17 protein-coding genes and 2 pseudogenes are annotated in these 19,079 nt (G+C 61.4%); 12 read left to right on the top strand and 7 right to left on the bottom strand.

Annotated features, from left to right (window positions below):
- Position 1 precedes the first annotated feature (1 nt).
- The 4 genes from RT513_RS06485 to RT513_RS06500 are packed head-to-tail and all read left to right on the top strand — an operon-like array spanning position 2 to position 3,374.
- A complete protein-coding gene (locus RT513_RS06485) occupies positions 2 to 883 on the top strand; it encodes an ABC transporter permease (RefSeq protein ID WP_088215488.1) in 882 nt (293 codons plus the stop codon).
- A gap of 13 nt (positions 884 to 896) precedes the next feature.
- Positions 897 to 1,268: a RidA family protein gene (locus tag RT513_RS06490; RefSeq protein ID WP_290690297.1), complete on the top strand. Its 372-nt coding sequence runs from the start codon at positions 897 to 899 to the stop codon at positions 1,266 to 1,268.
- Positions 1,265 to 1,630 (top strand): Rid family hydrolase, encoded by a 366-nt coding sequence (locus RT513_RS06495; RefSeq protein ID WP_088215490.1) that lies wholly within the window; start codon positions 1,265 to 1,267, stop codon positions 1,628 to 1,630. The genes RT513_RS06490 and RT513_RS06495 overlap by 4 nt, the downstream gene beginning before the upstream one ends.
- Positions 1,631 to 1,643: 13 nt before the next feature.
- Complete coding sequence (locus RT513_RS06500) at positions 1,644 to 3,374, top strand: ABC transporter ATP-binding protein (protein ID WP_290690292.1); 1,731 nt, start codon at positions 1,644 to 1,646, stop codon at positions 3,372 to 3,374.
- 104 nt (positions 3,375 to 3,478) lie between these two features.
- On the opposite strand, the gene RT513_RS06505 is transcribed toward RT513_RS06500, so the two are convergent.
- Positions 3,479 to 3,667 carry a hypothetical protein gene (locus RT513_RS06505; protein ID WP_290690289.1) on the bottom strand — a complete coding sequence of 63 codons (189 nt, stop codon included), beginning with the start codon at positions 3,665 to 3,667 and terminating at the stop codon, positions 3,479 to 3,481.
- 40 nt (positions 3,668 to 3,707) lie between these two features.
- The gene (locus tag RT513_RS06510) at positions 3,708 to 4,589 is read right to left on the bottom strand and encodes a LysR family transcriptional regulator (protein WP_290690287.1); all 882 of its coding nucleotides are present in this window, start codon (positions 4,587 to 4,589) and stop codon (positions 3,708 to 3,710) included.
- A gap of 150 nt (positions 4,590 to 4,739) precedes the next feature.
- Here RT513_RS06510 and RT513_RS06515 point away from each other — a divergent pair, with 150 nt between their 5' ends.
- The gene (locus RT513_RS06515) at positions 4,740 to 5,849 is read left to right on the top strand and encodes a TDT family transporter (protein ID WP_290690284.1); all 1,110 of its coding nucleotides are present in this window, start codon (positions 4,740 to 4,742) and stop codon (positions 5,847 to 5,849) included.
- A gap of 476 nt (positions 5,850 to 6,325) precedes the next feature.
- On the opposite strand, the gene RT513_RS06520 is transcribed toward RT513_RS06515, so the two are convergent.
- From RT513_RS06520 to RT513_RS06535, 4 genes are all read right to left on the bottom strand, one after another.
- The gene (locus RT513_RS06520) at positions 6,326 to 7,411 is read right to left on the bottom strand and encodes a replication initiator protein A (RefSeq protein WP_290690281.1); all 1,086 of its coding nucleotides are present in this window, start codon (positions 7,409 to 7,411) and stop codon (positions 6,326 to 6,328) included.
- 76 nt (positions 7,412 to 7,487) lie between these two features.
- Positions 7,488 to 8,504, bottom strand: a complete 1,017-nt coding sequence (locus RT513_RS06525) for a ParB/RepB/Spo0J family partition protein (protein ID WP_290690279.1) — start codon at positions 8,502 to 8,504, stop codon at positions 7,488 to 7,490.
- 11 nt (positions 8,505 to 8,515) lie between these two features.
- A complete protein-coding gene (locus RT513_RS06530) occupies positions 8,516 to 9,715 on the bottom strand; it encodes an AAA family ATPase (RefSeq protein ID WP_290690276.1) in 1,200 nt (399 codons plus the stop codon).
- Between the two features lie 127 nt (positions 9,716 to 9,842).
- Positions 9,843 to 10,769 carry a carbon-nitrogen hydrolase family protein gene (locus tag RT513_RS06535; protein ID WP_290690274.1) on the bottom strand — a complete coding sequence of 309 codons (927 nt, stop codon included), beginning with the start codon at positions 10,767 to 10,769 and terminating at the stop codon, positions 9,843 to 9,845.
- A 193-nt stretch (positions 10,770 to 10,962) separates the two neighbouring features.
- Between RT513_RS06535 and RT513_RS06540 the strand changes: the two genes are divergently transcribed.
- The 7 genes and pseudogenes from RT513_RS06540 to RT513_RS06570 all read left to right on the top strand — a co-directional run.
- Positions 10,963 to 11,259 carry a ribbon-helix-helix domain-containing protein gene (locus tag RT513_RS06540; RefSeq protein WP_088215498.1) on the top strand — a complete coding sequence of 99 codons (297 nt, stop codon included), beginning with the start codon at positions 10,963 to 10,965 and terminating at the stop codon, positions 11,257 to 11,259.
- Positions 11,260 to 11,404: 145 nt separating this feature from the next.
- Positions 11,405 to 11,800, top strand: a complete 396-nt coding sequence (locus RT513_RS06545; RefSeq protein ID WP_088215499.1) for a VOC family protein — start codon at positions 11,405 to 11,407, stop codon at positions 11,798 to 11,800.
- Positions 11,801 to 11,875: 75 nt separating this feature from the next.
- Positions 11,876 to 12,424, top strand: a complete 549-nt coding sequence (locus RT513_RS06550; RefSeq protein ID WP_088215500.1) for a Twin-arginine translocation pathway signal — start codon at positions 11,876 to 11,878, stop codon at positions 12,422 to 12,424.
- Between the two features lie 15 nt (positions 12,425 to 12,439).
- Complete coding sequence (locus tag RT513_RS06555; protein ID WP_290690269.1) at positions 12,440 to 14,017, top strand: GMC family oxidoreductase; 1,578 nt, start codon at positions 12,440 to 12,442, stop codon at positions 14,015 to 14,017.
- A 110-nt stretch (positions 14,018 to 14,127) separates the two neighbouring features.
- The gene (locus RT513_RS06560; protein WP_290690266.1) at positions 14,128 to 15,210 is read left to right on the top strand and encodes a Fic family protein; all 1,083 of its coding nucleotides are present in this window, start codon (positions 14,128 to 14,130) and stop codon (positions 15,208 to 15,210) included.
- 674 nt (positions 15,211 to 15,884) lie between these two features.
- Positions 15,885 to 16,920, top strand: a pseudogene (locus tag RT513_RS06565) (transposase).
- Positions 16,921 to 17,040: 120 nt separating this feature from the next.
- Positions 17,041 to 17,604 (top strand): annotated as a pseudogene (locus RT513_RS06570) (transposase); the annotation flags it as partial.
- Between the two features lie 55 nt (positions 17,605 to 17,659).
- On the opposite strand, the gene RT513_RS06575 reads toward RT513_RS06570, so the two are convergent.
- A complete protein-coding gene (locus tag RT513_RS06575; protein WP_290690264.1) occupies positions 17,660 to 18,481 on the bottom strand; it encodes an IS3 family transposase in 822 nt (273 codons plus the stop codon).
- Positions 18,482 to 19,079 lie beyond the last annotated feature (598 nt).

Raw genomic sequence — 19,079 nt, forward strand, 5'->3', positions numbered from 1 at the left:
TATGGCCGAGATCTCCGTCCCCGAATTCCGCACCCGCTGGCAGACCCTTCGCACCCGTTACCGGCACCTGTTCGGCGCCAAGGCCGCATTCGGCTTCACGGTGTTGGGGCTGCTGATCCTGACCGGCATCCTCGCACCCATCCTCGCGCCGCATGCCCCGAACCGGCAGGATCTCATGTCTGCCATGCTGCCCCCGGATTGGACGGGGCCGCATGTGCTTGGCACGGATCATGTCGGCCGGGACATCCTGAGCCGCATCATCTTCGGTGCACGTGTGTCGCTTGTCATTGCCCTTTGCGTGGCGCTGTTTGCGAGCGTCGCCGGCGTATTTCTTGGCATAGTGTCCGGCTATTTCGGCGGTCGGATCGATGGCGCGATCCAGAAGCTGGTAGAGATCACCTGGTCCTTCCCGCCGCTTATGCTTGCCATCGCCATTGTGGCCTTCATCGGTCAGGGATTGACGATCGTCATCGTTGCCCTGACGGCCCAACGCTGGATCCCCTATGCGCGGGTCACGCGGGCAGAGGCCATGGCGCTGAAGGAACGGGAGTTCGTCACCGCCGCTCGCGCGCTCGGCGCGAAGGACGGGTTCATCATCCGTCATCACATTCTGCCCAACGTCATGCTGTCGATCATTGTCATCACGACCTTCTCGATGGCCAACGCCATCATCGCGGAATCCTCATTGAGCTTCCTGGGCCTTGGCGTCCCGCCCACCATTCCGACCTGGGGGGGGATGTTGTCGGATGCGCGCTCCTACATCTCCAGCGCCTGGTGGATGGCCCTGTTCCCCGGCCTTGCCATCTTTCTGACCGTTCTGGGCCTCAACCTGCTGGGGGACGTCCTGCGGACCCAGTTCGACCCGAAACTCAAATCGCACTGAAAGGCAAATACTGATGACCAAACGCTCTCACTTCAACACGATGGACGGGGCTCGCCGTTCGCTGGTCTGCCAAACAGGTCAGTGGGTTCATTTCACCGGGCTGCAGCCCCGCAATCTGGACGGCGACATCAAGGAACAGGCGAAGGATGTGATCGCACAGCTCGACGCGCTGATGACGGAAACCGGCATCTCGCAGTCCGACCTGCTCAGCGTGACGATCTGGCTGAAGGACATGTGTTACTTTTCGGCGCTGAATTCCGTCTGGAACACATGGGTGGACGACACGAACCCCCCTGCGCGGACCTGCGTCTCGGGAGAGCTCTACCGACCGGATCTGCTTCTTGAGATCGTCGCCGTCGCTTACCGCCAGGAAGCCGCAGCATGAGTATTCGGAAAACCGGGCGCAAGGACAGTTGGGGGCCGAAGATTTTCCTTGGCTCCGCAGCGGGGGATATCGCATCCGTCTGCCTTACCGCGCCTGACAAGGCGGAAGGTTTCATAGGTCAGACACGCGGCATCCTGGGCGTAATCGACGAATTGATGGCGGAGATGGGCACAGACCGAAGCGCTCTCATCAATGCGCAACTCTGGATCGCCGACATGGCGGACTGGCCGGATTTCGTGACGGTCTGGAACGACTGGATCGGCGATGGCGAGGCACCGGGGCTTTCCGTGGTGCAGATGGCGGCCTCGCGCCGGGATTCTTTGCTGGAAATCCGCGCCTGGGCCCACCGCGCGGCTGCTTGACGGAGATAAACCGATGAGCGCACCCCTCCTGAGCATCGAAAACATGGTCGTGTCCTTTGGCGGACAATCGCAGCCCGCTGTGCGCGGAGTGTCTCTTGATGTCCACCGGGGCGAGATACTTGCGCTGGTCGGAGAGTCAGGGTCCGGCAAGTCCGTCACGGTGAAATCGGTGATGCGTCTTATCGACTTTCAGGGAGGACGGATCACCGGCGGCCGCATCATCCTCTCAGGCAAGGAACCTGTCGATCTCGCGGCGGCCCCGGAGCCAGTGCTTCGGCGGCTCCGGGGCGCCAGGATTGCGATGATCTTTCAGGACCCGATGACATCGCTCAACCCGGTGATGACGATCGGTGCCCAGCTGACGGAGGCGATCCGCCAGCATGGCCGGGCCGCCGATGCGCAAGTCCGCGCGCTTGCCATGCTGGAGCAGGTCCGCCTGAGCGACCCCGAGCGCCGTATGGCCCAATATCCCCATGAGCTTTCGGGCGGCATGCGGCAGCGGGTGATGATCGCCATGGCACTGGTCTGTGAACCGGACCTGCTCATCGCGGATGAACCCACGACCGCGCTTGACGTAACGGTGCAAGCCGAGATCCTGGGGCTGATCCGCGGCCTCCAGAAGCAGAACGGAATGGCGGTGTTGTTCATCACCCATGACATGGGCGTCGTGGCAGAGATCGCCGATCGCGTTGCCGTCATGCTTCAGGGTGAAATCGTTGAGGAGGGCACGGTCCAGAAGGTGTTCGACGCCCCCCGTCACGCCTATACGCGCAAGCTGCTGGATGCTGCACCGAAGTTCCGGGAAGGCGGGACAGCTACACCCGTCGAGGTTGATCGCGCCGCGCCCGTGTTATCCGTCCACCACCTGACAGCCCGTTATCCTGTGCGCTCGCGCCTGCTCCGTCGTCATATAGCCAATGTTCATGCGGTGGAGGATGTGAGCTTCGATCTGCATCCCGGGGAAACGGTGGCGATCATCGGCGAAAGCGGCTGTGGAAAATCGTCGCTTGCCAAGAGCCTGCTGCGGCTCCTCCCCGTGGCCGAAGGGCGCGCCTTCCTGGCAGGGCGTGATCTCCTGACGCTGGAGGGGGAGCATCTGCGCGCCGCGCGCGCCGATATTCAAATGGTGTTTCAGGATCCTTACGCTGCGCTGGACCCGCGCATGTCTATCCGCCAGATACTGTCGGAGCCATTGCGTATAAGGGGCCTGCCGGTGGAGGGCGCCCTGCTGGAAGCCCTTATCGCGCGGGTCGGCCTGCCGGAGGGGAGCCTTGAGCGTTATCCCCATCAGTTCTCCGGCGGCCAGCGCCAGCGGATCTGCATCGCCCGGGCGCTGGTCTTGCGCCCGAAAGTGCTGATTGCAGACGAACCTGTCTCTGCGCTCGATGTAGCGATCCAGTCGCAGATTCTCGATCTGCTGAAATCCTTCCAGCGTGACGATGATCTCGCCATGCTCTTCATCAGTCACGACATGGCCGTGGTGGAGCGTGTCGCCGACCGCATTGTCGTGATGTATCGCGGGCGCATCGTTGAGGAAGGTCCGGCCTACGCGGTGCTGGGCCAGCCCTCTCATCCCTATACACGACGGTTGCTTCAGGCGGTGCCGGTGTCACATCCTCGCCGACGGATGGACCGCGCACCGATGGGTGAGCCTACCCCTTCACCGATATTTCCGCTCGGCAGCACTCCCGCGCTCGGCTCATGGCGACAGATCGGGCAGGACCACCGAGTTTGGGAAGCATAGACCGACTGCTCAAGGGTCAGCCTGCCTGCCAGACGGCTGCGGGGATCCATTGACCCCCGTCCGGCATGAGGCCGGCCCCCCTCCCCTGCACGGGCGCGATGCCCTCAGATCGCCGCCGCCACAAGCGCGCTGGCCCCTGACAGGTCGCCGAGCTTCTCGCCTGCGGCAATGCGACCACGACTGCGGTTGGCGCGCGCCTGCCGGACAGTGGCCTCCTCCAACACGTCTGGCGCCTCCTCAGGCGGAAGGATCAGCACACCACAGTCATCCATGATGACAATATCACCCCGCATGACCGGCACATTGCCACAGGAGAGCCTGCGCGCCGTTGCTTCAGGTGCTCGACAGGATTGCCTTCCCCAAAGGGAGGTCTGCAGTGCCGAGAGCGGCGTTCAGGAACGCCTGCGCGGCGCGGCTTACATGGCGTTCCGTGGGGCGGACGGCATGGAACATGCGGGGTGGCAGTGGAAAAGGAAGCTCGACCAGCCGGCCAGCGGCAAGCGACGCCTCTACAACCACGCGGGAGAGAGCGGAGATCCCTGCTCCCGCCTCCACCGCCGCACGCACGGCTTCGTTGGAGGGGAGCACCATCTCAATCCTCGGTGTCACACCGGCTGCTGCGAGCGCTTGTTCCAATATCGCACGGGTTCCCGAGCCTTTTTCACGAAAGACCCAACCCGCCCTGCCAGGATCCGCCACCGGCGACGAGGCGACGAGGACGAGCTGATCCATGGCGGCAGGCGTAAGTGTAAACGCAGGGGAGGACACTTCGTCCTCCACGAAACCGAGATCAGCCTCCCCTTCCGCGACGGCGCTTCCTGCGTCGTGGGTGTTGAGGATCCGCAAAGTCAGTTCGATCCCCGGGTGGGCGGCGTGAAAACTCTGCATGATCGGCGGCAGCCAGTAGTTTGCGACGGTCTGACTGGCGACCAGCCGCAACCGCCCGTGGTGCAGACCGGTAGAGGCTGCGAGGAAGGCTACCGCTTCCTCGGCCCGTGCAACGACCGTGCGTGCTTCGGGGAGGAAGCTCCGCCCCAGATCAGTCAATACGATCCCCCGCCCGACTCTGTCGAAAAGCCGAACATCATGGCGTTCCTCCAGCGCTGCGATGGCGGCGCTGGTGGCGGACTGCGTGAGGTTCAGCGCACGCGCGGCCTCTGTCACATGCTGGCGTTCTGCGACGGCAATGAAAATTCGTAACTGTTCCAGGGTCATCTTTCTTCCTCTGCGTGATGAAGCGCCCTGCCCCGCAACGGGCGTAAACTATCATCGATAAAATAGATCATTCGAACAAGTTTAATCCGTTGGATTGGTGATCCCGGTGTCTTTATCTCCGCCGCAGGACCCAAAAGGACAGACGAAACGATGCGCACCGTGACATCCACCTTCCAGCCGCTCAGCCGCCTCGACAGCTCTCGGGAAGTGGTTCGGCAGTTTACGCCCAACTGGTTCGCGGTAACGATGGGCACAGGGATCCTCGCCGTCGCCCTCGCCCAGACGCCGTTTCGCGCGATGGGAGAGGTTTTATGGGTAGCCAATATCGTCCTTTTCAGCCTTTTCACCGTGATCTACGCCGCTCGGTGGGCCATCTTCCCCGGCGAGGTAAAGCAGGTCTTCAACCATCCGGTCATGGCGATGTTCTTCGGTTGCATCCCGATGGGCCTCGCAACGATCATCAATGGCTTCCTCATCTATGGCGCGCAACGTTTCGGAGCATCCGTCTTTATCGTGGCCGAGACACTGTGGTGGATAGACGTGGCGCTGGCAGCCCTCTGCGGCGTCGCCATACCCTACATGATGTTTACCCGGCAGAGCCACTCCATGGAGCAGATGACTGCGGTTTGGCTTCTGCCAGTGGTAGCGGCGGAGGTAGCGGCCGTTTCCGGTGGGTTACTTGCGCCCCATGCGGTAAACGGGCTGACCGTTCTTTGGGTCTCTTACACACTCTGGGCGCTTTCGGTACCGATTGCGATGAGCATGCTGGTCGTCTTGCTGCTGCGGCTCGCACTTCACAAGCTTCCGCACGCGTCCATGGCGGCGTCAAGCTGGCTGGCTCTGGGTCCGATCGCCACTGGAGCCTTGGGGCTGATGACCCTCGGCCAGGTAGCACCTGATATCCTGACAGCCCATGGTCTGGACCAGTATGGTGCCGCCGCCTCAGGTATTGGCCTTATCGGCGGGGTCATGATGTGGGGCTACGGGCTGTGGTGGTGCGCGATGGCGTTGTTGATCACCTGCCGCTATCTGCGAGATGGCCTGCCGTTCAACCTCGGTTGGTGGGGCTACACCTTTCCAATCGGGGTCTATGCCCTTGCGACCCTCAAACTGTCGGTTCTGCTGCCGATTACCGCGATTGGTCTTTTGGGATATTCGATGGTCGGTCTGCTGGGGGTGATATGGGTCATCGTCGCCGGGCGGACGCTCGCTGGCGCATGGCGGGGGGAATTGTTTGCTTCTCCATGCGTGCCAAAGTGAAAAATTTTAACACCTCGCGGTAGGGAAAGTGCTTTCGCCTAAATGGCTTAGGCCGGAAAGACGCTATCGATTTCGCTCGGGGCGTGATGAATGACCGTTTGCTCCGGCAATTCAAATCAAAGAAAGAAATGATCACGCTTAGAAGGTTTATATTGAAGTTAAGCAGTTAAAGCGAAAAATCAGGCCCTAATATGATGATAACGAATGACTATTTCCCGGACTTCGTTCCCGAAGGATCGATCATACGTTCCCGATATGTCGATGTGCTCGTTCCCGATGTGTCGGGGCACTGTTCCTGAAGTGCCGAAACCCGTTCCCGATGTGTCTACGACTCCGATTTTGCGCGTTCCTTGCGCATTGGTTTGAATCACTTTTGATGCCTCTCCGCCGTGAGAGCTTCAATTGGGGTGTGTTCGTGGTTGATGATCGAATGTCGCGTAGGAGGACCGCGGAGGCGCACGACACTTCGGGAACGCTCAGCGAAGCAGATGCCGGTTTTGTTCGTGGTATTTGCGCACGAAGCCGATGAAGGCTGCTTCTGGATTGGTGGGCGCGCGGCCTGCGGCCTCTGCTACCCAGGCCTGAAACTCGCGGAGCAAAAAGCCCAGGTCCCATCCGGGGCATTCGGATCGCAGCCGCTTCGTCGTCTCATCAGAGAGATCATAGACGGAGCTCAGTGTCTTCGCACGTGCACGCGTATCGATGATGACCTGGGCAATCTTGTCGGGCTGAGACAGGCGGCGCATGCGCAGCATGGGTTCTCCTCGCGTCGCATGTTCGACGGTGAGGGCATGGCCCGGAAGTTCGTTCTTGTCAGCGATGCGGAGCAATTCGAACTTGAAGCGGCGGTATTGACCCTCCGCGCCCGATTTTTCGAACAATGTCGGAAAGGAGATCGCGAAGCCCTGCTCGCCTGCCCCCCCGGCATGCTTGCGTGCGACTCGATAAAGCCAGCGTTCCCGCCCGCCCGTGATCGCGAAATAAGCTCGCTCTATCGACAATACACCGCCTGTCATCAGAACGCCTTCGTAAAACCAGTTGGACAGTTCAATCGTCATTCCCCGACTGCGCCCTGTCCGTTCATCTACGAGTTGGGTCCATCCATCCAGCCAGGAAAAAGTCGCCTCACGCCGGTTCTCCGCGCGGATATTTGTCTTTACCGTCGTGGCTACAAGTCTGTCGAGCGCCTGCCCCATCAGCTCATAGGCACGCCCGGTAGTGGGCCGGCCAATGGAACGGAGCAAATCGTAAGGCATAAGGTCGAGCTTCCGCGGGATATCGTTGATGCCGCGTCGCGCCATGTCGGCCAGGACGCTGGCGCAATAGATCAGGATATCGGCGTCCCAGATCGTGGCCATGCCGTAGTCCGGGTTGGCGGAAACATGAACCCAGAGCTTTCCGTCCGGGCTGCGATAGTCGATGGGTTTCGTACGAATCGACTTGGCAAGACTGAAGAACGGGCGCTCCATCATTTCCCGCTGATCCCGCAGGGGCAGGTCGGCGATGTAAGGTAGAAACAGGTCGAACTGTTCCGGTCCACGGTTGCTTCGGGAGATGGTCATCGGAAGTTTCCCCGGGGAAATTTCTTGCGAAAGGGGCCGTGAAAAGTTTCCCCGGGGAAACTTTTCGCAGCGGACATCATTTCAGATCGAAGCCACCCGACTCCATCTGATCAAGCGCTTCCATAAGCGCCCCGGCAAGCTCTTCGCGACTTGCACCCGAACCGGAATGGAGACGGAGCGTGATGCCCTGACGGCTCACCGATTGAACAGAAAGCGCCGGACGCCCGAGTCTGGAATTGAACACCAGCGGTCTGCTTCGTGCGCGGGAGGTTTCTTCGCGAGGGGCAGCCATCAGCCGGGAGAGCACATCGGAGGAGGAGAGCGCCTCCCTTCGCGCATGGAGCCGGTCATCTTGCTCCTTGGCGATCCGAAGCGCCTCGGCGCTGATGGCTCTGAAGGCGTCCCTGTCATTCAGGGCCTGTGCAAGGCTGTATGCCGGTTTGAGCTGGATGTCGTCCACGGAACTGAAGGCCGCAAGAATGGAGTCGGGAATGGCCGCCACGCGCAGCATCTTGGACAGCCAGCCTTCCGATACCCGAAGCCGCTCCGCCATTCGCTTCTGTTTGCCGCCATAGTGACTGGAAAGGGCGGAAGCGTAATTTCGCGCACGTTCCAGATCAGAAATGTCCCGGCGCGCCCTGTTTTCGATGTCCGCGAGACGAAATGCCGCCTCATCATCGAGCATCGCAACTTGCGCGAGAAACTGAATTTCCGGGTAGGAATGAGCCCTTAACCAGCTGATGGACCAGTGCCGGCGGGTTCCTGCGATGACTTCATAATCATATGCGGGGTCGTCGCTGACATGCCGCACCACCGCCGGAACTTTCTGTCCCCCCTCCGCTATCAGCGATTCGATGAGATCAGCGCAATTTTCTTCGGTCAGCCGGTCATAACGCCGCGCATTACCCGACCAGACGCGCACGCGAGAAGGGTCGAGGAGAAGCTGCGTGACCTGCTTGACCTCCCCGGACTGCACGCGGGCGAGGGCGGATTCGCGACTCAGAAGCGTGCTGGGACGTACCCTTTCGGTGGCAGGGGAGGGGTCGTTGCTACCAAGCAGATCGGCCAGATAGTCGCTTTGCTTTCGCGCCATTTGTTTCCCCCTCAGCCCGCCGCATAGAAAATATCGGCCTCATCAGCCGGCGTGATCCGCCCCCAGCCATGACGGACGAGCTGTTCCACCTGAGACAGCGTCTCATCCAGATTGGCGCGGCACCGCTTGTGGGTCTTGGCGGTGCCGATGGGTTTCTCGAGTTCATAGACCGTCATCATACGGAGCGCAGCATGACTGATCTCCGCAGACTCCAGAATTGGAACAGGGATCAGCGCGGGGCCGAAGGTCTGCTCCATGATGGTGCGGATCATGGCATGGGAGGGGTCGTTGCTGTCGAACTTCGAGCAGATCAACCGCACGAAACTGTAGTCCACGGAAATACCTGCACCGTCGAGCTGTTGCAGGACCTGATCCATCATGGACAGGAATTGCACCGTGGAGCAGAAGTCGGGCGTGGTTGCAGCCAGTGGGACAAGAAGCGCATTCGCCGCCTGCATCACCGCGAGCGAGATGGTGCCCAATGCAGGCGGCGGATCCAGAATAACGACATCGTAATTCTTGGAAAGGTCTATAAGACCTTGTTTAAGCTTGCGAAAGCGCAGAGGCAGCACGGATTGGCCGTCCGAACCCGCAGCGGCGAGCTCATACTCCACATCAAACAGTTCAAGGTTCGACGGTATCAGGTCCACGTTCGGCCATGGCGTCCGCTTGACGGCGTAATTGAGCGTGGCCTCCGTCGGATCGATGGAAAGGTAGGGATAGAGCGTTTCGTTCCGCTCGATATTGAAATGCGGGTTGAAGCCGAACAGCGTCGTCGTGGTGGCCTGGCTGTCGCAGTCAACCACCAGCACACGATATCCCTGAACCGCGAAATAATGTGCAAGATGTGTGGTTACGGTGGATTTTCCCACACCACCCTTGAAGTTCTGCACCGCAATGATGGCCGGCGTGTCATCGGGGCCGCGGCGGGGGCTGGCACCGAGCACGTCCCGCATGTTGAGCAGTTGCTCGATGGAATATCCTGGCCGCCGACCGTTTTCAGACTGCGGGGGAGGGGGGAGGCGCCCGTCTTCCTCCGCCATGCGGATGCGGTTGGTGGAGCATCCCAGAAGCTGCGCCGCCTCAGCGATACCGATGCGCAGATTGAGACCCTTGCGACTGCCGGGCAGGAACGCCTTGCGCCGCAGGCGTTCGATCATCCGCTCGCCCGACGTCGCCAGATCACCGATCTGGCCGATCACTGCATCCATGAATGTCCCCGCCGTGGATTATGAACGTTTGTTGCGAATAACATCCCACAACTCATTCAATACCGCAACGATTTCCGCGCCCTCCTCCAATCGGATGAAAAAGAGCGCGGAGAGGATCGGGGGTTGGCTATTCCCTGCCGATCACCGGGAACTTGGGCTCCTCATCCACGATCAGACTGAAGATATCGGGCCGTGAGTAGTGACCTACTACGTCGAAGTCGTATTTTCCGCGCGCGATGTCATCCATATCGACCTCTGCAATGAGCGTCGCCTCCTTTCCGTAAACCGGACCGGCGAGGATTTCGCCCAGCGGGTTCACGATGACAGAGCCGCCACGCATGAGCACGGTTTCTGGATCGTTGCCCTGAATCGGGATATAATCAGCGGGGAAGGCGGCGCGAGTGATATATTGGCAAGCGCTGAAGACGAAGCACCGGCCCTCGCGCGCGATGTGGCGCATACTCGCGGTCCAGCCATCGGAATCATCGGCGGTGGGCGCACAGTAGAGTTGTATGCCCTTCCCATACATCGCCATGCGCAGCATCGGCATGTAGTTTTCCCAGCAGATGACAGAGCCGAGCCGCCCGATCTCCGTCTCGAAGACCGGCAAGGTGGAGCCGTCGCCAAATCCCCAGATCAGCCGCTCCATCGCGGTTGGCATGAGCTTGCGGTGCTTGCCGAGCAGCCCCTCCTCCGGCGAGAAGAACAACACCGTGCAGTACAGTGTGCCACCGTCGCGCTCTATCACGCCGATCACCATATGGACCCGCGCCTCCCGGCAGATCTCCGCCAGCCGGTCGGTATGAGTGCCCGGCACATCGATGGCGCTGTCGAAATAACGCAGAAATGCGTCACGCCCCTCGGGCAGGCGTCCGCCCACCCGTGCACCGAAATCGACACCCTTTGGATAGGCGGACACGAGCGCCTCCGGGAGCACGACCAGTTCGGCCCCCTGCGCCGAGGCAGCGCGGACATGCTCGCCCACTTTCTCCACCGTGGCGGAGGCGTCGAAGGGTACAGAGCCGATCTGAATGACGGCGGCCTTGATTTTCATGATGTCTCCCCGTGATCTCCCGTTCCCGGTGCGACGTTAGGCGGCGCGTTGCCGAGATTCCACCCCCCTGATTCCCGTGGCCGAACGCGCCCGATGACGTAAAAAAGTCGGAGGACGCGGTGCAAGGCCACGCGATTCTTTGACATTTCAGAACTGCATGCGATGCTTTCCGACAGCTAGGGGGGACCGAGCCATGTGCGAAATGTTCGCGAAGCAGGATCCGGCACGTTATCAACCCATCACCCGTCGGCTCAGACTGAATGGACAGAGCACCTCGGTGCGGCTTGAGGCGGCCTTCTGGGCGATCATAGATGAGATCGCGGCCGATCAGGACATTTCCGTCAGTGCCTTCCTGTCCACCCTGCACAGTGAAGTTCTGGAGCTTTACGGCGAGCCTGCGAATTTCACGTCGCTGCTCCGGTGCTCGTGCCTCGTCTTTCTGGAGAAACGTCAGGCCGGGCAGGGCAGGGACATGAACCGCGCCGCCTGATCCGCTGACCGGCTCCGGCGCGCGGGGCCTTATGGCCCTGATCAGGACTGCGACCGCCCGGGGCCTACAAAAAATCCCGGCGGGTAAGATGATACTACCCCGGCCCGGTCGAAAGCGGTTTTCCTTACTTGCGAGGAGAATGACCATGGCGAAAATGATCCATTCCATGATCCGGGTGATGGAGGAGGCGCGGTCTGTCGATTTCTACCACCGGGCCTTCGGGCTGGAGTTGGTGGACAAGTTGGATTTCGACAGTTTCACGCTGCTTTATCTCGCGAATGCCGAAAGCAGCTTCGAGCTTGAGTTGACCGTGAACAAGGGGCGGGAGGAGCCCTACGAGCGCGGTAACGGCTATGGTCATCTGGGCGTTTCCGTCGATGATGTCGTCAGCGAGCACGCGCGGTTGACACAACTTGGCCTTGCGCCCCGCAAGCTGGTCGATTTCGCGCCCGGGGGCGAGGTGATCGCGAAATTCTTCTTCATTCAGGACCCCGACGGTTACGAGATCGAGGTGCTGCAGCGCGCCGGTCGCTACCTGTAATGAAGGCCCGCCGGGGTCCACCCCGGCGGTAGGCAGCCCCGGAGGAGGGGGCGACCCGAGGAGGAGGAAAGACCAATGACGACTAGCCTGACGGCTGTCTCTCCGCATGGCCTGCGCCATGCGGGACTGACCCGGCGTGCCCTGCTCGGGCGTGCCGTGGCGGCGGGGGCCACGCTGATGATCGGTACGGGGTTCGTGTCCGGCCGGGATGCGGCCTGGGCGCTGGAGACGCAGGTGCTGAAACCCGAAACCATGGCGACCCTGATCCAGATGGCGCGGGACATCTATCCGCACGACCGTCTGGGAGACCGGTTCTACGCCCTCGCGGTCAAGGGTTATGACACGGCGGAAAAGGCGCCCGGTGTGGAGGCGGGGGTGCAACTGCTCAACGATGCCGCAGTGGGGCAGGGGCTTACCGGCTACCTCAACGCGGGTTGGGAGGAGGAGCGCGTCGCGGTTCTCAGGGTGGTGGAGCAGACGCCGTTCTTCCGACAGGTGCGCTCCGGCCTCGTGACGGGGCTTTATAACCAGAAGGAGATATGGCCGCTCTTCGGCTACGAGGGAGAAAGTTTCTCCAAGGGTGGTTACATCGACCGCGGTTTCGACGACATCGACTGGCTGTAAGGGGAGGGCGCAATCATGGTGGATACAGCGAAATACACGCATGACGATGCCTCCGTCGTGGTCATCATCGGCTCCGGCGCGGGTGGCGGGGTGCTGGCCAACGAGCTGGCGCAGCACGGCGTGAAGGTCGTCGCGCTGGAGGCGGGCCCACGGCTCCTTCCGGCAGATTACATCAACGACGAATGGGACAGCTTCACGCAGTTGAGCTGGGGAGAGCCGCGTTCGACCTCTGGCTCATGGCGCGTGGCAAAGGATTTTCCCGACCTTCCCGCCTGGATCGTAAAGGCGGTGGGCGGCACGTCGATCCATTGGGCGGGCGCATCGCTCCGGCTGCAGGAGCATGAGTTCAGGGCGCGCAGCACCTATGGGCGCGTGGACGGGGCGAACCTGCTGGACTGGCCGATCACCCGGGGCGATCTGGACCCGTATTATGACCTGGCCGAAAAGAAGCTGGGCGTCACCCGCACCAACGACTTTCCTGGTCTGCCTGGCAATAACAACTTCAAGGTGTTGGAGAAGGGGGCCACCGCTGCAGGCTACAAGGAGGTTTCCACGGGCCATATGGCCATAAATTCCGTGGACAACGACGGACGGCCACCCTGTCAGCAGACCGGCTTTTGCTTTCAGGGCTGCAAATGGGGTGCGAAATGGTCCGCCGCCTATACCGACATCCCAAAGGGTGAGGCGACGGGGCTTCTGGAGGTGCGCGACCAGTGCCGCGCGACCCGCATCGAACACGATGACCAAGGCCGCGCGACCGGTGTGCGGTACATTGACCGTGACGGAAAGGAGCAGGTGCAGAAGGCCCGTGTGGTCTGTCTTGCCGCCAACTCCCTCGAAAGCCCGCGCCTGCTGCTCGCCTCCGCTTCCGAGATGTTTCCCGATGGGCTGGCGAACCGCTCGGGTCAGGTGGGACGCAACTACATGCGCCACACCACGGGATCCGTCTTTGCGGTGTTCGAGCAGCCGGTGAGGTTCTGGCGCGGCACCGTCATGGCCGGGATCGTGCAGGACGAGGTGGGTCACAAACCGGAGCGGGGCTATGTCGGCGGCTATGAGATGGAGACCATATCGCTGGGCCTGCCCTTCACCGCCGCCTTCGTCAATCCGGGCGGCTGGGGGCGGAGCTTCACCTCCATTCTCGACGATTACGACAAGCTGGCGGCGCTGTGGATCGTGGGAGAGGACATGCCGCAGGAGACCAACCGGATCACGCTGAACCACTCCGTCAAGGACAAGTTCGGCCAGCCCGTCGCGAACGTGCATTACGACGATCACCCGAACGATGTGACCATGCGCAACCATGCCTATGCGGCGGGCGACCGGATCTATCGTGCCGCGGGGGCGGTGCGGACCATGCCGGTGCCGCCCTATCCCTCCACCCACAACCTTGGGACCAACCGGATGTCGGAGAACCCGCGCGACGGGGTGGTGGACAAATGGGGCCGGAGCCATGACGTGCCGAACCTCTTTGTTTCCGACGGTTCGGTCTTCACCACATCGGCGGCGGAAAACCCCACGCTGACTATCGTTTCGCTGGCAATCCGTCAGGCGGAGCATATTGCGGGGCAGTTGAAGGCCAACGCAATCTGACATGGGGGGCGGCGGTGACTCCCGTCGCCCTTTCCGCATGAGGCGTTTTCACGCTGTATTCACCTCACAATTCAGCATATTGAGAGGTGAATAACAAGGCGAAACACCTCATGCCCCATATCTGGCAATCCCCATTCTGGCCGCAGTTCACCTATGATCCCGCGGCCGTGGAGCTTGCCCTTGCTGATGCGCAGGAGGCATTGGGCGAGGCGCAGGGGCTGCAGGCCGGCCTGTCCGGCGATGATCTGGAAAATCTGCGGCTCGGCCAGATCGTGCAGGAGGCCCTGTCCTCCTTCGGAATAGAGGGCGTCACGCTGAACGCCGCCGAGATAGAGGCCTCCGTCATCGCGTCGCTTCGCCACCGGGAGCGGGCAGTTCTGAGCCGTCGCTCCGATGCGATCGTGGCGCTGATGCTTGCCGCGCGGGAGGCAACCGGCCCGTTGACGGAGGAGGATCTCTTCGAGTGGCACCGCCTGCTGTTCTACGGGATGGAGGTGGAGGACAAGGGCGGCTGGCGGCGCTTCGATATCGAAATCGTGCGTTCCGCCGCAGCGGGCAAACAGGAGGTGCTTTATGCCGCACCGCCGCCGGATCGCGTCGCCGACGAGATGCGTGGTTTCCTCGACTGGCTCGCGCAGCCAAGGCCGCTGCCCGTGCCCATTGCCGCTGCTATCGCGCATCTCTGGTTCGAGTCGATCCACCCCTTCTCGGACGGCAACGGGCGCATCGGTCGAGCAATTATCGAACATGTCTTTGCCACCGGGCGTGCCCTTCCATTCTCGCTCTCGCGACAGATCGAGCGGGAGAAAAAAGCCTATTATCAGGCGCTCCAGGCAGGACGTAGGGAAGGGGAGGGGGCCGTGGACGCCACGGCCTTTGTCCTGTGGTTTCTCCGCTGCCTGCAAAAGGGCGCTGAGGCAAGCCGGGAAGAAGCACGCTATCTCCTCCGCCGCAACGCCTTCTTTCTTCGTTACGGCCCCGCGCTTTCCCCCCGGCAACGTCACGCGCTTGAAGTGGTATTCGCGCAAGGCCCGAAACGCGTGGCTGCTGGGCTCAGCGCCCGGAGCTACCGCAAGATTACCGGCGTTTCAGCCGCAACCGCCACCCGAGATCTGACCGCTCTCGAACGTCAGGGAGCCCTTGTTCGTTCCGAAGCGGGCGGACGGGCAGTGACTTATGCGATGAACCTGTGAAGACCCGCCGTGAATGGCAATGGCAAGACCAAACATCTCACTGCCACCAGGGCAAGTCGTGCGGACAGCAATCAGGTCAAGCACAGCTTGCGCCAGACTGCTGGGCACGGGGTCGGACAAATATGCGCTGGCGGCCGCAGGGGTGGACTAAAGCGCGACAAGACCGGTTGCGGGGTCTGACAAGCAAATGGCGGAGGCGCGATCAGCGGTTTGCGCTGCTCGGGCAAAAAGGCGACTTCGGAGCCTGAAACGCATATAGGCGCCTCTGAATCGAAAGCGCTGCATCTGACCACCGATCTCAAGGCTCCACTTAGCTCTTCAGGGTGGTACACTGGCGCGACGGCGCGACGCGCCATTGGATCGAATTCAATCATTGATATTATTTGCTTTTAACACGAGGTAGTTACGGAAACCCCTGCCAATGGAGAATCGCAAACCGAGCCTATGTGCTTTATGGTCTGCCATGACTAACAGGCTGCTGAAAAAGCTCTGAAGTGTCATGTCCATGCTCCCGAAATCGGAGATCAGCCTCAGAATCACCAGTAATGCATGGATTTCGGGGTGCATTTCCCAGATTACAGACGATTGCGTGCTCCCGCGCAGACCCAGAGGCCCTTTTCAGCAACCTGCCGACAGGTTGCTGAAATAGTCGGCCTCGACCTTGGATGGAGAACATGCGTCACCCCTTCCCACGGCGAAGGGAGATCACGCTGCGGGGTACGGACGAGACGAGCGGGTCGTTTTTCAGCTATGTCGATCTCGTAGACCGCATCCCGGCAGGCATTCCCTTAGCAGGATCCGGCAGGTGGTCAACGACGCGCTGGCCCGTGTCGACACCGATTTCGGAGCCTTTACGTCCCCTTCGGTCGCTCCTCGATTGCCCCGGAGTCGCTGATCCGGGCCAGCTTGCTCCAGATCCTCTATTCGGTCCGCTCCGATGGCAGCTGATGGAGCAGATGCAGTATAACCTGCTGTTTCGCTGGTTTGCCGGCCTCAGCATTGATGATCCCGTGTGGGTGCTCACGGTCTTCACCAAAAACCGGGACGGCTGTTGAGCACCGAGACCTCGCGCGGGATCATGGGACCACGCTCCCGATCCATCCACCTCGACCGCAGCAATCAAGACCGATCCGATGCCCCGAGACCCCCGCCACAGCTGCAATGCCGAGGTCGACTTCCGGGGGCAGAGGCGGACGAATGCCACCCCTAGAGCGGTCACCGACCCGGATGCGCGGCTCTACAGGAAGCCCCTCGGCACCGGCGCGATGCTGTGCTTCATTGGTCATGCCCTGATGGAGAATCGGTCAGGCCTTATCGTGCAGGTCGACCTCACACAGGCCGATGGCCGGGCCGAACGGCGCGCGACATGATCCACCGCCATTCCCCGGGATCGACCAGGAGGCTCACGCTGGGTGCCGACCGGGGCTTCGATGCTGCAGGCTGTGTCACCACCTGCGCGAGGCCTGCGTTACGCCCCATGTCGCCCAGAGATCGAGGTATTCGGGGATAGACGGGCGAACCACCCTGCACAACGGCTCCGCCACATCCCAACGTCATTGCAAACGCATCGAAGAGGCTTTCGGCTGGGCCAAGACCGTTGGGCGGCATGGCCCAGACCGTCCGTCGTGGCCTCGAAAAGGTGCGCTCCCGCTTCATCCTGACCAGGGCCCCAACAATCTCGGCCGGCTCCCGAGGCTGCTCGCCGTCTGACCTCGTCGTCTGACCATTGCGTCGAACTGAAGTCAGTTACTCGCTGAAACAGCCGCAAGGCGATAAGCTCCCAGCTGCCCGAACAGGAAAACGTCCCGGCAGAGTGACTATTTCAGCAACCTGCTAGGGTGGTGCGACTGCCGTACGACGAACTGGAAAGTCACAATGGGGCACTGAAGTGGCGTGGCTTTCTGTTGGTTTGGCTGGACAAGGATATGGTGTAACTCGCGCCCAAGGTCAGAGCCAGTGGCCGACCGCCGGCGCTCAGTGATGCAGCGGTACAGCTTCGCTTAACGGTGAAGGTCCTATCCGGGCCGGCGCTGAGGCAAACGCCCGGATGGTCGCGAGCATTCTGTCGCTTGCCGGTCACACTGGCTGGTCCTTGACTTCCCAACGCTGAGGCGCTGGTAGAAGCCGGCCGAGGTGGAGAACTTCATGCGGCACGCGCCGGTGCCGCTGAACCTGCTGGTAGGATAGCACGGGATCAAATTCCTCCTGTGATGGAAGCTGGCTCACGCACCAGTATGGAACCCTACGCAGACGCCAACATCGCAAAGTGCATTTAGCGATGACACGGCCACCGGCGACATCAGTGCGGTGAAATTGACCTTAGGCGACAAGGGCGACAACCCCATTCTGTCGCACGTGCTTGACCAAATCACACGGCCGAGTCGATCAGCAACGTGAGCAGCAGACGAAGGGCCGCGGCATTGTAATGACCCATCTGAATCTGCTCAGGTTAAGCCGCTAATCTGAATGCCTGTGCTGGCGTTTTCATTTTCAGCGCCTGATGCGGGCGCCGATGGTTGTAGAGGCCGATCCAGTCGCCGATTGCGCGGGCGGCGTGCTGGATGCTGTCGAAGCGTTGACGATGGATGCATTGCTCTTTCAGCGTCCGGATTACGCGCTCCACCATGCCATTCTGCTGCGGACAATGTGGGGTGATGAACTCCTGCCTCAGCCCGTAGCCGCGCACCAGCGCGGTGAACTTGCGACTGGTGAAGACCAGGCCGTTGTCGGAGCGAAGCAGGAACGGCTGTGGCACCCGGTCGAGCGTGCCGAACCTTGTGATCAGTGCGTGCTCCAGCGCGCTGGCGGCCGTCGTGGCCTTGCCCGAGCGCGACAGGTGCCAGCCCAGCAACTCGCGCGTGTGGCAGTCGATGACGAGCGCCAGGGTGGTCCAACCGTCGCGTCCTGCCCAGACCCGACACATGTCCGTCGACCAGCGCTCGTTCGGCGCGGCGGCCACCGAAGGGATCGCCTCGATCCGCGGCCGCATGCCGAGCGCCCGCTTGCGGACCTGCCAGCCCTTCAGCTGGAAGATCCGTTGGACCGTGTTCTTGTTGAAGCCCAGCAGCCACGCTACGGTGCGGTAGCCGAAGGACGGATTGCCTTCGATCATCGCCTTGATCGGTTCCGCGAAGCGCGCCGCGATCTTCGGCGCACCCTTCGTCGGCAGATAGTAGACCGTGCGCCGCGGGACGCCAAACCAGGCGCAGAGCTTGGTCAGCGGCACCGCAAACCCGTCCGCGAGCAGGCCCCGATGAATGCTGCGGATCATTTCTCGTCCTGAGCATCCAGCAGGGCCTGGAACTTTTTTCGCGCACGCAGCTCCAGCATAGCCTCGTCGTAGGCCTGCCTCGCAGTTCCTTCAGTTGCTTCTCGTATTGCTCGCGGATGTCGAGCGGGTCGCCCGCAGCGAATTCTCCATCCCCCGCTTCGCGTCATCGACCCAGCTCTCGATCTCAGAGGGCGACAGATCGAACGACCGGCTCGCCTCCGCCACCGTTGATCTCGATCACCAGCGCCGTCTTGCGCTTCGCGGTCCAACGTTTAACGCCGTCTTCCATACCCACACTCATTGCTACCTGTCTCCTTGTAGCATGAGCAGAAAATCAGTGGGTCGATACATGTATGACGTGTGACGCTGCCGATTAACTGCTGTGACGGCCCTTCGGACAGTGCCAAAGGAGCAGCCTGTCATATTATGATCGCGGTAGTTCGGCCGCGACTATTCGAACACCTAGGTCAGGTAGGCGTGTGGGTCCTGGTCACCGGCATTGTAACAACACCGGTCGCCTCTTTGCTTTCATGCCGTGATTGAGGGGCGCGCTGTTTCTGGCTGGGCGAGAGTTAGCGTCCGCGCACGTGGTGTAATT

The sequence above is a fragment of the Haematobacter sp. genome, assembly GCF_032102465.1.
Lineage (GTDB): Bacteria > Pseudomonadota > Alphaproteobacteria > Rhodobacterales > Rhodobacteraceae > Haematobacter.

Excerpts from the sequence above, each read along its gene's own strand:
- RT513_RS06535 (WP_290690274.1), bottom strand. The coding sequence starts at position 10,769 with ATGAAAATCAAGGCCGCCGTCATTCAGATCGGCTCTGTACCCTTCGAC.
- RT513_RS06555 (WP_290690269.1), top strand. The coding sequence starts at position 12,440 with ATGGTGGATACAGCGAAATACACGCATGACGATGCCTCCGTCGTGGTC.
- RT513_RS06510 (WP_290690287.1), bottom strand. The coding sequence starts at position 4,589 with ATGACCCTGGAACAGTTACGAATTTTCATTGCCGTCGCAGAACGCCAG.
- RT513_RS06530 (WP_290690276.1), bottom strand. The coding sequence starts at position 9,715 with ATGGATGCAGTGATCGGCCAGATCGGTGATCTGGCGACGTCGGGCGAG.
- RT513_RS06575 (WP_290690264.1), bottom strand. The coding sequence starts at position 18,481 with ATGATCCGCAGCATTCATCGGGGCCTGCTCGCGGACGGGTTTGCGGTG.
- RT513_RS06550 (WP_088215500.1), top strand. The coding sequence starts at position 11,876 with ATGACGACTAGCCTGACGGCTGTCTCTCCGCATGGCCTGCGCCATGCG.
- RT513_RS06525 (WP_290690279.1), bottom strand. The coding sequence starts at position 8,504 with ATGGCGCGAAAGCAAAGCGACTATCTGGCCGATCTGCTTGGTAGCAAC.
- RT513_RS06520 (WP_290690281.1), bottom strand. The coding sequence starts at position 7,411 with ATGACCATCTCCCGAAGCAACCGTGGACCGGAACAGTTCGACCTGTTT.
- RT513_RS06500 (WP_290690292.1), top strand. The coding sequence starts at position 1,644 with ATGAGCGCACCCCTCCTGAGCATCGAAAACATGGTCGTGTCCTTTGGC.
- RT513_RS06495 (WP_088215490.1), top strand. The coding sequence starts at position 1,265 with ATGAGTATTCGGAAAACCGGGCGCAAGGACAGTTGGGGGCCGAAGATT.
- RT513_RS06540 (WP_088215498.1), top strand. The coding sequence starts at position 10,963 with ATGTGCGAAATGTTCGCGAAGCAGGATCCGGCACGTTATCAACCCATC.
- RT513_RS06490 (WP_290690297.1), top strand. The coding sequence starts at position 897 with ATGACCAAACGCTCTCACTTCAACACGATGGACGGGGCTCGCCGTTCG.
- RT513_RS06485 (WP_088215488.1), top strand. The coding sequence starts at position 2 with ATGGCCGAGATCTCCGTCCCCGAATTCCGCACCCGCTGGCAGACCCTT.
- RT513_RS06515 (WP_290690284.1), top strand. The coding sequence starts at position 4,740 with ATGCGCACCGTGACATCCACCTTCCAGCCGCTCAGCCGCCTCGACAGC.
- RT513_RS06560 (WP_290690266.1), top strand. The coding sequence starts at position 14,128 with ATGCCCCATATCTGGCAATCCCCATTCTGGCCGCAGTTCACCTATGAT.
- RT513_RS06545 (WP_088215499.1), top strand. The coding sequence starts at position 11,405 with ATGGCGAAAATGATCCATTCCATGATCCGGGTGATGGAGGAGGCGCGG.
- RT513_RS06505 (WP_290690289.1), bottom strand. The coding sequence starts at position 3,667 with ATGCGGGGTGATATTGTCATCATGGATGACTGTGGTGTGCTGATCCTT.